The organism is Paenibacillus sp. FSL R10-2788, assembly GCF_038003885.1.
Taxonomy (GTDB): Bacteria; Bacillota; Bacilli; order Paenibacillales; family Paenibacillaceae; genus Paenibacillus_AQ; species Paenibacillus_AQ odorifer.
Genome location: NZ_JBBOQA010000001.1, coordinates 5,072,535 through 5,086,904, shown reverse-complemented (window position 1 = coordinate 5,086,904; position 14,370 = coordinate 5,072,535). Strand labels below are relative to the sequence as shown.

General features: G+C 50.7%; 12 protein-coding genes. 11 read left to right on the top strand and 1 reads right to left on the bottom strand.

The window, feature by feature from the left end; translation table 11 throughout:
• Positions 1–10 precede the first annotated feature (10 nt).
• Complete coding sequence (locus tag NSQ50_RS22610) at positions 11–301, top strand: helix-turn-helix domain-containing protein (RefSeq protein WP_051491282.1); 291 nt, start codon at positions 11–13, stop codon at positions 299–301.
• A 141-nt stretch (positions 302–442) separates the two neighbouring features.
• Here the strand turns inward: NSQ50_RS22610 and NSQ50_RS22605 are convergent, their stop codons facing one another.
• Complete coding sequence (locus tag NSQ50_RS22605) at positions 443–730, bottom strand: hypothetical protein (RefSeq protein WP_036683320.1); 288 nt, start codon at positions 728–730, stop codon at positions 443–445.
• A gap of 200 nt (positions 731–930) precedes the next feature.
• On the opposite strand from NSQ50_RS22605, the gene NSQ50_RS22600 reads away from it, so the two are divergent.
• The 10 genes from NSQ50_RS22600 to NSQ50_RS22555 all read left to right on the top strand — a co-directional run bounded on the left by NSQ50_RS22600 (position 931) and on the right by NSQ50_RS22555 (position 14,370).
• Positions 931–2,739: a cache domain-containing sensor histidine kinase gene (locus NSQ50_RS22600; protein ID WP_036683317.1), complete on the top strand. Its 1,809-nt coding sequence runs from the start codon at positions 931–933 to the stop codon at positions 2,737–2,739.
• A gap of 3 nt (positions 2,740–2,742) precedes the next feature.
• Entirely contained in the window at positions 2,743–4,374 is a 1,632-nt protein-coding gene (locus tag NSQ50_RS22595; protein ID WP_036683314.1) for a response regulator, read from the top strand.
• A gap of 172 nt (positions 4,375–4,546) precedes the next feature.
• The gene (locus tag NSQ50_RS22590; RefSeq protein ID WP_036683312.1) at positions 4,547–5,929 is read left to right on the top strand and encodes an ABC transporter substrate-binding protein; all 1,383 of its coding nucleotides are present in this window, start codon (positions 4,547–4,549) and stop codon (positions 5,927–5,929) included.
• A gap of 104 nt (positions 5,930–6,033) precedes the next feature.
• Positions 6,034–6,936: a carbohydrate ABC transporter permease gene (locus NSQ50_RS22585; RefSeq protein ID WP_036683309.1), complete on the top strand. Its 903-nt coding sequence runs from the start codon at positions 6,034–6,036 to the stop codon at positions 6,934–6,936.
• Between the two features lie 14 nt (positions 6,937–6,950).
• Positions 6,951–7,787: a carbohydrate ABC transporter permease gene (locus tag NSQ50_RS22580; RefSeq protein ID WP_036683306.1), complete on the top strand. Its 837-nt coding sequence runs from the start codon at positions 6,951–6,953 to the stop codon at positions 7,785–7,787.
• Between the two features lie 56 nt (positions 7,788–7,843).
• Complete coding sequence (locus tag NSQ50_RS22575) at positions 7,844–8,854, top strand: glycoside hydrolase family 130 protein (RefSeq protein WP_036683303.1); 1,011 nt, start codon at positions 7,844–7,846, stop codon at positions 8,852–8,854.
• 330 nt (positions 8,855–9,184) lie between these two features.
• Positions 9,185–11,143, top strand: coding sequence for a carbohydrate-binding protein (locus tag NSQ50_RS22570; protein ID WP_076142247.1), 1,959 nt, complete (start codon positions 9,185–9,187; stop codon positions 11,141–11,143).
• Positions 11,144–11,231: 88 nt separating this feature from the next.
• Entirely contained in the window at positions 11,232–11,690 is a 459-nt protein-coding gene (locus tag NSQ50_RS22565) for a TIGR00366 family protein (RefSeq protein WP_235219491.1), read from the top strand.
• 376 nt (positions 11,691–12,066) lie between these two features.
• On the top strand, positions 12,067–14,004 hold the full coding sequence (locus NSQ50_RS22560; protein ID WP_256716531.1) for a BglG family transcription antiterminator: 1,938 nt from the start codon (positions 12,067–12,069) through the stop codon (positions 14,002–14,004).
• A gap of 27 nt (positions 14,005–14,031) precedes the next feature.
• Entirely contained in the window at positions 14,032–14,370 is a 339-nt protein-coding gene (locus NSQ50_RS22555; RefSeq protein ID WP_038572728.1) for a PTS lactose/cellobiose transporter subunit IIA, read from the top strand.

Sequence of the window (14,370 nt, the reverse complement as noted above, 5' to 3'; positions counted from 1 at the left end):
AGGCGGTTAAATGAACACTATTGGGGCAAATATTAAACAACTACGAAAAATACATAATCTTAATCAAACGGATTTAGCTAATAAAATCGGTGTTTCTCAAGGCAGCCTTAGTGATTTGGAATCTGGAAAAGGTAAGCCGGCAATAGAGACGGTTTTCTCAATTTGCTCTGAGTTCGGTTGTTCTTATGAATGGCTTTTAACCGGGAAGGAGCATTCAACTATTGGTGAATTAAGTGGTACAGTAGTGGAGTTATTGCAGACTGTTAAGGGGCTTAACAATAGAGAACAGCTAGAACTGTGACAGATCGCAAAAATTAAGCGTGATTTACTGTAAAGATGATCAAGCGGAAATAAAAACGTAAAATTGAAATTTTGACGTAGTTTTACATCTTCACATCCAGATGTCGAAGCAGCAAATGGAAGCAGTACATTGTTACCAGACCTATACATGGAATACCACATGAAGCAGACCAGATTGCCCGCCGCCATAATAAGTGAACACTGCGTTGCCGCCAGTATTCAGTTGGGGCAGGACTTCGCTCAACGTTCCCCCCATCTCTGTTTCATGCTTCATAGAATCGCCCTTGAAACCGTCAGTTTGGCTAATTGTATTATTTTTTACGTATGAGGCAACAAAATCAGTGAGCTCTGCTACTGTTGGATCGTTCAACATTTGCCGCAGAAAGGCATCAAACGGAATGGACTGACCGTCACAAGCATAATTACTCAATCGCGCAGCTTCCCGTCAACTTGAGCCATGATTAGTGAATCCGCACCATGTTATGCGGAGGGCCCCCTGCCTATTGATAATAAGGGACGGAATCCGCTAAATAATCATGCCCTGTCTTGACACCGGACTGGAGCAGCCATATGGTACAAGTGACAAGAACATACAAACATAGGGAGATACATGCTCAAGAAGGGGGAACTATGAATACATTCACAGCCTATGGCCGTAAGATCCGGCAGCAGATCGCCGGCAGGTATTACCGGATATCCATCAAACAGAGGATTCTGTTCTCGTTCATCGTGCTGATTACGCTGTCCATCGGTGCAATGGGCAGCTTCTCGTATTGGATTGCCGCGCAGGAGATCGAGGATAATGCCTACGCCGGCAGCCGGGAGACCGTAAGCAAGACGGCACAGCTGCTGGATTCCCGCCTGAATGATGTGGCGCTGTCTGTGCAGTCCCTGATGCTGAGCGATGCGTACCGCAAGATGATGCTCGATGTGTTCAGCCATGATGTGTCGAATTACTATGTCCATCTGTCGGATCTGCAATATGTGCTCTCCCAGGTAACGTTCAATCAGCCGATCATCGAAAACGTGCTGATCGTTACCCCGATTGGCGATTTCTATTCCACTACGCAGATCCGGGCGCAGGACAACTCGTTCTACGGCTCGGAATTATATGATCTGAGCAAGGAGCGGCCAGGCGGCTACTGGGCCAAAGGACATTATGACCGGTTGTTCACGGGCAGCCAGCGGGTGGTCTCCTTCGTAGTCCGGGGGATTTATGAATACCCTTACACGCCGATCAGCAATGTATTTATTGTGGTCAATATCAGGGAGAGCCGGATAGATGAGCTGCTGAATACAGGCGGAGAACAAGCAGGGAGAAATTATTATCTGGTGAGCGGGGAAGGAGAGGCGGTGGTGGAGTCCCGCTGGCCGTTCCGGGGCAGGTTCCCCTGGAAGCCGGTGCTTGCCGAAGCCGGGAAAGCGGCCGATCCGCAGGACCACTACTACAGCTATGGCGGCAAGAAGTATCTGGTTAATTATACAAGCTCAGCGGTATCACCCGACTGGATCATCTCCGGCATGCAGTCGCGGGACCAGCTGCTGGGCAAGCTGCAGCGGGTGCAGCGCATTACCCTCTATGTCATCGTTGTTTTCCTGCTGGCCACCTGGCTGATCTCCAACCAGCTGACATCTGTGCTGCTGAAGCCCCTGTTCAAGCTGCGGCGGCTGATGCGCAGAGTCGAAGAGAACCAGCTCAGCGTGGTGTATGAGAGCCGTTATGAGGACGAGGTTGCCCAGGTCGGCTTTCAGTTCAACCGGATGATGTCAGAGATTAAGACGCTGATCGCGGATGTGAAGACCAAGGAGGAGGACAAGCGGCATGCAGAGATCCGCGCGCTTACGGCCCAGATGGAGCCGCACTTTCTGTACAATACACTCAATACCATCTATTGCAAATCGGTCATGGGGGAGAATGACGATGTAAATGAGATGATCCTGTCGTTGTCGCAGATGTTCCAGATCGGGCTCAGCGGCGGCAAGGATCTGATTACCCTTGCGGATGAGCTGTCCCACGTGCGGCAGTATTTCGCTATTCAGCAGAAATGCTATGAAGGTCTGTTCGAATACACGGTGACGGTAGAGGATGAGGCACTGCTTACCTGTCTGATGCCCAAGATTATCCTGCAGCCGGTGGTGGAGAACAGCATCCAGCATGGATTCAGCGACCGGACTTTAGGAGGCAGGATAGACATCACGGTCAGCCGGGAGCAGGGGCTGCTGCATATTTGCATTACCGACAATGGACGGGGACTTGATGCTGTACGGGTCAAGCAGGGGATGCTCAGTGCTCCGCAGTCGAGGAAAGGTTATGCCCTGTTCAACATCAGGCACCGGCTGGCGCTGTATTACGGGGACGAAGCCCGTATGGATGTGGGCGGCGAACCAAGTAAGGGATCACGGACGGATCTGTGGATTCCCTCAGAAGAGGAGAGATGAAGGATGGACCGGAAGCTGGAGCTGGAAAGGTTCAAATTATGTGTAATCGACGATATTAAAAGTGTGGTGGAGATGGTCTCGAGCAAGCCGCCATGGCAGGAGCACGGTATTGAGGTAGTCGGTACAGCGCTGGACGGTGAAGCGGGGCTGCAGATTATCCGCGAGACCCGGCCGGACATTGTGCTGACTGATATCCGGATGCCAAGAATGGACGGCCTGCAGATGACCCGGGCGATTCTGGAGGAACTGCCGGACTGCAAGATTATTATCCTCAGCGCCTACTCGGAGTTCTCTTATGCCCAGGAAGCCATCCGACTAGGGGCGCTTGATTTCGTCAAGAAGCCCTTTTCCCTGAACGAGATTGTGCAGGCTGTGCTGAAGGCCAGGGAGTTGTGCCGGGAGGAGCGTCAGGAGACCACCAGACTTGCTGTGATGGAGGCCAAAATTAGAGAAAGTCTGCCTATTCTCCGCCAAGAATATCTCATCTTCCTGCTGCACCACCAGACGACAGAATCGGATGCACGTTCCCGCTGGGCCTATCTCGATATCCCTCTGGACCAGCATGATTTCTTCGTGTTTGTCGCCGAAATCGATCATTTCACGGAGAAGCTGAGCGGCCAGCCTGTGCAGGAGGTCGAGCTGCTGCGGTTCAGCCTGCATAATATTCTCGAAGAGACGATTTCCGCCTGGACCCGCGGCGTTATCATCCGGGAGGCGACAGACCGGTACGTCTGCATCATGAACGGCTCGGACCCGGATACGGCCGCGCTGGTTACGGAGGCCTGCTGCACGAATGTAAGCCGATTCTCCCGGCATACACTTTCCATTGGCGTGGGGCTGGGCGCAGCGGCGATTCAGGAGCTGGGCACAGCGTACAGGCAGGCGATTAGCGCGCTGGGTTATCATTTCTACACCGGAGGAAACGGGGTCTACATTTACAGCAATGTCGAGAATAAACCGCTCGCACTTCACAGCTACTCCGCCGCCGTCGAGCAGGAGCTGCTGTTCGCCCTGCGTTCCGGCAATTCTGCCAAAAGCCTGCAGATGCTCGATCAGCTATTCGCGGAGCTGCTGGACAGCGGGCTTTTGCCTGAGCCGCGTTATGTGGAAAGCGTCGGCTATGAGCTGGGCTACAGGATCTGCCGGGTCCTGCTGGAGCAGTTCCCCTACGGGCAGGTGGAGCCGCTGGAGCGCAGGATTGCCGTCATGAAGAACCGGGTGCATCCTTCCCTGCAGGATATCCGGGACCTGCTGTCCGGGCTGTGCCGGGAGGCCTGTGCGCTGGTTACGGAGGTCCGTTCCCTGGAGTCCACACGGATTATCCGCCAGGCCGCCGCTTATATCGATAGCCATCTGGATACGGGGCTGTCGCTGGAGCAGGTGGCGAAGCAGATTAACCTCAGCCAGGGGTATTTCTCCAACCTGTTCAAGAAGGTGCAGGGGATTTCGTTTCAGCAGTATGTGATGCACGAGAAGATGGAGAAGGCTAAGGCGATGCTGATCAGCGGCCGGCAGGTTCAGGAGATCGCCCAGGATCTCGGGTATGAGCACAGGCGCTATTTCAGCGAGGTGTTCAAGAAATATACCGGAATGACCCCGTCCGAGTTCAAACTGCATTATCTTGGAAAAGAATAAAAATGCGCAGGGGAGGCATGTCCGCAGGGCGGAGGTGGCCTCCCTTCACTGTATAAAGCTCCTGCAGAAATCTGCCCTTAAAGTGGGCTTACCCGCCTTATCCGGATGCGCCAATCCGTCTATAATCAGGTTGTAAGCGAATACAACAGGGATATATAAGGGGGAACTACCAATGATGAAGCGTATGCTAATAACATCTCTGAGCCTGGTCCTGGCACTTGGCCTGACAGCCTGCGGCAACGGTAACGGTGGCAATGCTGCAGAAGGTAAGGGAGACGGGAAGACAGGCGGCTCGGGGGACAAGACCAAAATCAGCTACTGGACCGGCGACCGTCATGATGCGGATTTCGTGAAGGACAAGGTAGCCGAGTTCAACGCAACCAATACTGACGGGATTGAGGTGGAGCTGGTCGTCAAGGGCGACGACTTCGATACCGCACTCGATCTGTCCTTCCAGACCTCCGATGCGCCGGATGTAATCCGGGTGAAGGAGAATACCATCCAGACCTTCTACAAAAAAGGCTTTCTCGCTCCCATTGACGAGTTCCTCACCGATGAGCTGAAGACGAAATTCCCGGTCATGCCGGATCTGAATGAATTTGACGGCAAGCGTTACAGTCTGCCGAATTATGGAACAACCATGCGTCTAGTATACAACAAGGATCTGTTCGCCAAAGCAGGCGTTGAGCATCCGCCAGCTACCCTGCAGGAGCTGGTGGATACCGCCAAAAAATTGACGGAAGCCGGTAAAGCGGACGGCGCTTACGGCTTCGCCCAGAACTTCAAAAGCCCCGGAAGCGCGTTTGCGCGTTCGGCGCGGGTGATTGCGGAGATGAGCGGCTACGGCGGTTTCGGGTATGATTTCAAGACGGCCCGCTACGATTTCAGCGGCTTCGAATCGATCATCAATGCCTTTAAGCAGATCCGGGACAACGGCAGCATGCTGCCGGGTGTGGAATCGCTGGATATTGATCCGCTGCGGGCGCAGTTTGCAGAGGGCAAAATCGGAATGTATATGTCCTACTCCTCGGAGCCGGGCGTCTACAAGAATCAGTTCCCGGCCAAGATTGACTGGGCAGCCGCTCCGGTTCCGACCATCGACGGCACCGTGAAGGGGGCTTCGGGCTTCCTCGGGGGCCAGTGGCTGGCGCTGAGCTCGAAGTCGGAGCACAAAGGAGCAGCCTGGAAGTTCATGGAGTTCATGTACGGCGATCAGGTGCTGACGGATTATCAGGAAAAAGGCTTTGGCATCTCCATGGTACCATCCGTCAGCGCAGTAGCCAAGACACCGGATGTGAACGGCATTGAAGGCTTCCTGCCGAACAAGCACGATGGAGTGTGGCCGGTCTATCCGTCTGTAGCACCGGAAGGGATGAAATCGGATGACGCCTTCTTCAAGTATATGCTGAACGGCGGCGATCTGAAGGCAATTATCGCCGATCTGAACAAACGCTATAACACTGCACTGGACAGCGTGATTGCGAATGATGGCGTGAAGGCCGAGCCGGATGCCGGCTTTGACCCCGCCGCATTGGGCGGCAAGTTCGCCAAGTAGATGGAAGGTCAGGGATAGAGATATAGGCCAAAGCAGAGGGATGAGGAAGCAGCTTTCCCATCCCTCTGCTCTGGCCGCAAGGGAGAGGAGCCGGAAGAAACCAGATGAACAAAACAAAACAAGCCTTATTTTCATACAGCTTTATCTTTCCAAGTGCCTTGCTCACGTTGGTCCTCGGGATTTATCCGATTGCCTGGGCGTTCCGCTATATGTTCTATGATTACAAAGGGTTCGGAACGGCCCGGTTTACCGGGCTGGCCAATTTCAGCCGCATCCTGAAGGATACCCAGTTCTGGGATTCGGTGGTGAACACGTTTGTCTATGCAGGCGGCAAGCTGCTGATCACTATTCCGCTGGCTCTGCTGCTGGCCTCCATATTGAATCGGGGGCTGCGGGGCAGACAGCTGCTGCGGGGGATTTTCTTCATGCCGACCGTCATCAGTACCGCCGTAATGGCCGTAGTCTTCTTCACGATCTTTAACTCGTATAACGGGATTCTCAACCAGTTCCTGATCCGTTCGGGCCTTTCCGATTCCGGTGTGGACTGGCTGGGGCCGAAATATGCCATGCTCACCGTCATTTTGGTTGCGGCTTGGGGGGCGGTCGGCAATTACATGCTGCTCTTCCTCGCCGGTCTGCAGAATATCCCGGAGGATGTTTATGAAGCCTCTTCCCTGGACGGAGCAGGCAGACTCCAGCAGTTCCGCTATGTCACCCTGCCGATGCTCGGGCCTGTCATGCAGATGGTCATTATGCTGGCGATCATTACAGCTTTGAAGGGATACGAGAGCATTATGGTGCTGACCGAAGGCGGTCCTGTAGGCAAGACAGAGGTGATGTTCCTGTATTTGTACAAATTATTTTTCCCTGTCGGCGGAGGCAGCGCGGCGGTCCAGGTCCAAGAGTTCGGATACGGCAGTGCGGTCGCCTTCGTGTCTGCGGTCATCGTCGGGATCATATCGCTCATTTATTTCTACGCATCCAGACGTATGAATCAGACCGATTGAGGAGAGAGGCTATTATGAGAATAAGAACCATACTGGGCAATATCATCCTGTGGATTTTTTTGCTGGCATTTGCTTTTATCACCCTGATTCCGGTTGTTATCACCATTCTCGGCTCCTTCAAGACAAATGCCGAACTGACTGCGGGAGCCACCTTCCTGCCGGATAGCTGGCATTTCTCGAACTATGCCGAAGCCTGGGCACAGGCGAATTTCTCCAGATATACGCTGAACAGCCTGATTGTCTCTCTGGCGGCGGTGGTTGGCACGCTGCTGGTATCATCCATGGCGGCTTATGTGGTGGACCGGATGGATTTTGCAGGCAAGAAACTGTATATCGGCCTGCAATCCTTTACTATGTTCGTGGCAGTAGGGGCGGTCGTGCTGCGTCCGCAGTTTGATCTGATGGTCAAGCTTCATCTGCACAGCAGCCTGTGGGGGGTCATATTGATTCTGATCTCCGCCCATGCTTCGATCTTCTTCATTCTGTCCAGCTTCATGAAGGGGATTCCCCGTGAGCTGGATGAGGCGGCGCTGATGGACGGCAGCTCCCCCGGCCGCACCTTCTGGCGGATTATTCTGCCGCTGCTCGGACCTGGACTCGGCGTAGGTGCGCTGTTCACCTTCCGCGGCGCGTGGAATGAATATCTGCTGCCACTCGTGTTCACGATGACGAAGCCGGAGCTGCAGACGCTGACTGTCGGGCTGGCGAACCTGAAATACGGGATTTCGGCCGCTTCCCAGACCCACTATATGATGGCAGGCGCCTGCTTGTCCATTCTGCCGATTCTCGTAGCCTATCTGTTCGCCAACAAATCCTTCATGCAGATGACAGCCGGTTCCCTCAAAGGGTAGCGGTCCGGCCCTGCGCAACCCATATTCCATATTTAAAATTCAAGGAGGTACATCCCATGACTCAACACGCTCCGGCAATTCTGCAATCTGCCCCGTTCATCCGGCGGTATCCGGGCAATCCTGTGCTGGATGCAACGAAGGTTCCTTACCCCACCGCACTGGTATTCAATGCCGGTGTAACGAAATTTAACGGCAAGTATGTGATGATCTTCCGTAATGATTACGGCTCACTGGTAGATCAGACGCTTGAGCCGCACCACACCACGGATCTCGGCATTGCTTACAGTGACGACGGGCTGAGCTGGACCGCCGGCCCGAAGCCAGTGTTCAAAATTCATGACGAGGAAATTATCCGCGCCTACGACCCGCGCCTGACCGTGATCGGCGGCCGTTGTTATATGTGTTTTGCCGTGGATACGCACCATGGCATCCGCGGCGGAATTGCCGTTACCGATGATCTGGAACACTTCGAGGTGCTCAGCCTGTCTACACCGGACCTGCGCAATATGGTACTGTTTCCCGAGTTGATCGGCGGCAAGTATGTCCGGCTGGAGCGTCCCTTCACGGTATACAGCCGCGGCGGCCGGGACCGCTTCGATGCCTGGATCTCCGAGTCGCCGGACCTGAAGCATTGGGGCAACTCCAGCCTACTGCTCGCCGTCGAGCAGGTGCCGTTTGCCAATGACAAGGTTGGCCCGGCCGCACCTCCGGTCCGGACGGATAAGGGCTGGCTGACCACCTTCCATGCGGTGGATGTGGACCCGGCCAGAGGCAAGCAAGGTTGGGAGGACACCTGGAAGAAGCGCTATACCGCCGGAATTATGCTGCTGGATCTGGAGGACCCCCGCAAGGTGATCGGCATGAGCAGGCAGCCCCTGCTGGTACCGGAGACAGACTATGAGATTGGCGGGGGATTCCGCAATCATGTGATTTTTCCGGGAGGGATGATTCTGGAGGAAGACGGCGAGGTCAAGATCTATTACGGCTCTGCGGATACGGTGGAATGTCTGGCAACGGCCCATGTGGACGATCTGCTCCGGCTCTGTCTGGAGCCGGAGCATAGATAAGATTGGAAGCAGGCTGAGGGCGGAAATGCGGAGTAACAGTAGGGCCATGTGCCATGATTGGAGCGGCTTGCGCGGAGATTGTGCATAAAATGCAACAATACAGCTCAGTAGTAGCGACCAACGCAGAAATCCTGCACAAGGTGAACAAAACCGGGGCCGTATTTTAAAAGGAAACTTTGCTGATGCAGAAAAGGTTAGTATTACTCTGCCACTTCCGAAGCTGAACAGGAATATGTCGACTTTATGAAAAGAGTAATAGAGCATCACTGGTGAAATCATTATTCACTGATGACAGAGTATTTTCTGAAGATATGAAAGAGGTGTTTATTTATGCTAAAAAGGTTAAAACTATTAAGTTTAATTGTTTGTATGCTCGCCAGTCTTTTAGCTGTCGTTCCTTTGACAGCAAGAGCGGCGGGCACAATTGTAAGCTATCCATTACCGTCGATCTATACCACGACCAGTCAATACACGGTAACAGCAGACTCTACAAATATACCGGTAATCGACACTTCGGCGGTATTTGTAAACTATAATTATTGTAATTTCTCTTTTTCAGGAACTACTACAATCACAATAACAGCAAGCGAGACAATCAATACCTATAATATTTCTCCCAAAGCTTTGGGAATCACTGCAACAAAGAGCGGAAATACACTTACATTTACACTTTCATCACCAACATATCTTATAGTTAAAATCAACAACCTGAAAGATCTGGTTATTGCGGCAGATGCTCTTGAAACCAATGTTCCGGCTTCATCCGGTACAGGTATATACAATGTTAAAACTCAATACGGTGCCGACAGTACCGGTGCCGCTATGGCTACAACTGCAATACAAAACGCCATAAATGCGGCTAACGCAGCAGGTGGCGGTATAGTATACGTTCCAGCCGGTGTTTATAAGTGCGGAAACCTTGTTTTAAAAAGCAATGTTTCGGTTTATCTGGAGGGTGGTTCTGTTATAAGGGGTTCAGGAAATCCAAGCGATTACACTACCCATTTTCATAAGAATTCTCTGGGTAAGGATGGAACATGGTTTATTTATACTGAAACAAATGCAAACAATATTAAGATATACGGCAGGGGGACTATTGACGGCAATGGCCATTATATGAGAAATACAAACAATTATTTGAACAATATTCTTGTACCCTTGCAGTGCAGCAACTTCACGGTTGACGGCATAACAATAAGAGACAGCGGTGGCTGGGCTACAATAGTTACAAGATCTAATAACGTAACATTCCAGAATACAAAGCACTTCAACAACAATGAACTTGATTATGAAAATGATGCAATCGACATTCAAGAGAGCCAGAATGTACTCATAAAGCACACTGTAGCAGTATCGGAGGATGACACATACTCATTTAAGACATGGGATGTAGAAACTACGGATATAGCTGCAAACTGGCCTGGAAGTCCTGAAAGCCAGTCAAATGTAGTTGTGGATGATGCTTTGGCTTGGAGCAGATGTGGAGCATTTAAGGTTGGAGATGGAGTGAAACAGCTTCAGGATGGCATAGTTGTTAAAAACTCTTATGTATACCGGTGCTGGCGTGCTTTAGCAGTAGGTCATCTTTATGGAACTCCAGCAGCACAAAACATCATATTTGACAATATAGATGTAGAAGGCTTCTGGCCAAGATCCGGTGTTCACTCCAGATGGTTTGATCTTTCTGCGAAAACCGGTCCGATAAAAAATGTGGTCTATAATAATATAAATTTACGCGCTTTAGGTGAAGTTTCAATAATGAAGGGTTGGAGTGACACATCTACTGTCTCCGGAGTTACATTAAACAATGTTCGCGTCGGTGGAGTTGCGGCAACTACATTGGCAGAATTGAAAATAACAGATACTAACAGCTATGCTGCAGCTCCAAAATTCAACACATTGAAATTTGAAGCGGAAGGCTATAACCTTAGTTCAGGTGTTATTTCCTATGAGGCAAGCACTGATGGTGGGCTGGATGTTGGTGGAGGGAGTAATGGCGACTATATAGCATTTAAAAATGTAGATTTTGGTAGTACAGCTAAAACAAGTATTGATTTGAAGGTTGCATCCGCTAATTCCGGCGGAAGAATAGAATTCCACTTGGACAGTCCTACGGGCACTATGCTGGGTTATTGGACAGCAGAAAGCACAGGCGGATGGCAGACATGGTCAGTCAAGAATATCCCGCTTAATGCCGGGACCGCCGTAGGGACCCATACCGTATATGTAACTTTTGTTAAGTCAGATTCAACCACAGTTGCAAATTTAACCTGGTTCCAGTTCAAATAGAATGGAAACGGTTTGATTTAATTGCAATAAGATGGATCTAGCTATTGTTGTGGCAGAATCGCCGAATTGAGGCCTTTTTAATGCCAAGATGAAATATAACTCACACTACGCTGCTGTGATCATCGGTTTGGCCCGGGGGATCCTCGTCGTTGCAGAGAACGGGATGATTATCGATACCATTTTGAATGGCCTGGCTACTATGCTTAAGGGTTTGCCGAATTACTTGTTCACCACCATCATGCTGGTCGTGCATAATATTATTACGTTCTTGGTTCCTTCTTCATCCGGAGAGGCGGCCTTGACGATGCCTGTGCTTGCACCATTAGGCGATCTTGTGGATGTTAACCGCGAAGCGGTAGTAACCGCATACCAATTTGGAAATGGATTAACGAATCTCATTTCGCCAACAGGCGGTGTGCTGCTGGCAGGTTTGGCCATCGCCCGGATCAATTTTGGACAATGGTTAAAGGTAATACTCAAGCTGTTTCCGATTCTTTGGCTGGTGGCGGCAATCTTTGCTGCAGTTTCCTCAGCTGTGGGCATGTAGTGGATAACATATTGCAAAGCCATGCGGGATTTCCCGCAGAAGATAATCAAAATCCCAAGGTCATACTGACCTTGGGATTTTTGACTCTACATATTGATCCTATTCCCCTCACATCACATCTGTAGAAGATGAATCAATCATTCTCCTAATCTATTTTTGTTTATTTTAATAATTAATCGGCAGTCTCCCCTTTGTTGTATATTTCCTCCTGATTTGTGGCCACAAATAATGTATGCTAAGAATTTAATCCGTTATTTTCCTATCCGTCAGTTTCTGCCGTTCCAAACAGCAGAATACAAACTGTTCAGAAGATAACGCTTCCACGTATGATGTATTCATAACCAGCTGAGTGCTTCATCCGATACTAGTATCACAAATGAGGGAATTTAAGGTGAGAGAATATACGATTGTTAATATTTTATATACCCGCAAGAGTCCTGTGCGCATGAGTGAGCTGATTGCCGAAGTGGGGTTGTCCGAACGGACTCTCCGTGACGTGATCCGTGCACTCGACAAAACAGGAGAGGCGAATGGTTTCGGTATCCGTATGATCCGCGGCCAGGGTTATCTACTGGAGATTGGCGATGAAGCCAAATTCAGTAGCTACCAGGAAAAAGGAATGCTGCAGCTGGATCAGGTGGATCTCGATAATAAGCAATCACGCCAGCAGTATTTATTATTCTATCTCTTGCAGAACGATAGCTATCAGTCTATGGATAACATGGCGGAAGAAATCGGCGTCAGCCGTTCTACTATTATTTCCGATCTGAAGGAAGTAGAGCAGCGACTTGCCGCTTTCCGGCTTAGCTTGAAACGCCGGGCTCATTATGGCATGAAAATCGAGGGGGAAGAGCAAGACTTCCGTAAAGCCTTTTCTTACTTTATCTTGCAATCGGGTCATACGCTGCAGCATACGGAGGATTTTCATGCTTTTAGTCAGGACTTCGATGCTGAGCAGCTTAAGGGATTTCTACTGCAAATCCTCAAGGAAAAAGAACTGAAGATCTCGGATGTGTTTCTGGATAATATCTTGACCCATCTGTTCATTCTTCTTTACAGAGTTTCCAAGCACAATTTCATTGTGGCTGGACAAGCCTTGCAGGGAACACCTGAGCCGCTGTATCAGGATATTGCCGGGAGTATTGCAGATTTCATCTCCTCTCAATACCAGATTAAGCTTCCGGCGGATGAGATTGATTATTTGGCGCTGCACATTTCTGGCAAGACCATTATGGAACGGATGTCGGAAGAGACCAAATCGCATCTGCGGGAGGGAATCACGGCTATTCTGGAGCGCTTGGACCGCGAGTTCCTTACTGGATTCACTCAAGATCAAGAGCTGCGCGAAGCACTGCTATTGCATATGTTCCCGCTGCTGAACCGGTTGTATTACAATCTTCAGCTCGGCAACCCATTGGTGGAGGATGTTTACAGCCAGTATGCCAATGTGTTCGTCATTTCCTTCCGCTTCGCTGAGATTGTAGAGGAGCAGTACGGGTTTCGGATGTCGCGGGATGAGGCAGGGTATGTCGCGTTGCATTTTGCCACCCATCTGGAACGGATGCAGCAGCGCAATCTGGAGAAGTTCAAGCGGATTGCCGTGATCTGCTCGACGGGAGGGGGCAGTGCCCAGTTAATCCGGCTGAAGCTGGAAGCGGTATTCCCCAAAGCGTCGGTGATCACAGCCTCCATCACGGAGGTGGAGGAGATCAGCAGCAAGCCTGTGGATCTGATTCTCTCTACTGTACCGCTGGCAACAGAGATTAAGGAAAAACCGGTGATCCATATCAAACAGCTGCTGGATGATCAAGAGATTCAGCGGATCAAAGAAATATTGTCTTTGCAGATTAATCGTACAGAACCGTCCTACAAGCTGATGGATTTCAAGGATTTGTTCCGCAGGGAGCTGTTCCATCTGTCTGGTTCGGACGAAGATTACATGGAGCTGTTAAAGCAGCGCTGCCGGGAGATCGTGGGCAATCATTATGCAGCTGACGATTTCCCTGAACAAGTGCTGCTCAGAGAGCAGAAATTCACCACCATTTACAAAAATGGGGTGGCCGGCCCGCATCCGATGCGGATGAGCGCGATCCGCGACTGTATCAGTGTAACCGTGTTGAAGAAACCGCTGATCTATGAGGGGAAGCCGGTCCAATTGATTTTTCTGATCAATCTGGGTCCGGGGCAGTTGTTCCTGCACAAAGAGATCAGCAAGCTGCTACTGGTTCTAATGGAGAAGGAAGACAGCCGTAACCGGCTGCTAAACACGAATAGTTATGAGCAATTTATGAATGAGATAGAGAACCTACTATAAAAAATGACGATACGGAGTGGAGAACCCATGGATTATGAACAAACGATTATGCAGATTATTGCCAGCAGCGGAGAGGCAAGAAGCCTTAGCCTAAAAGCGGTAAGAACCGCGCGCGCCGGAAACCTGGAAGAAGCAGGCGAGATGATTAAGAACGCCAAGACCAGCCTGACCAAAGCACATAAAGTGCAAACGGGGCTGATCCAGGCTGAAGGCCGGGGTGAAAAGACAGAAATTACGCTGCTGATGATTCACGCGCAGGATCATTTGATGAATGCCCTGACGGTTAGAGAACTGGCTGTGGAACTGATCGAAGAAATCAAAGAACGCAAAGCACTCGAACTAGAATTGAAAGGATCGGTGAACTAA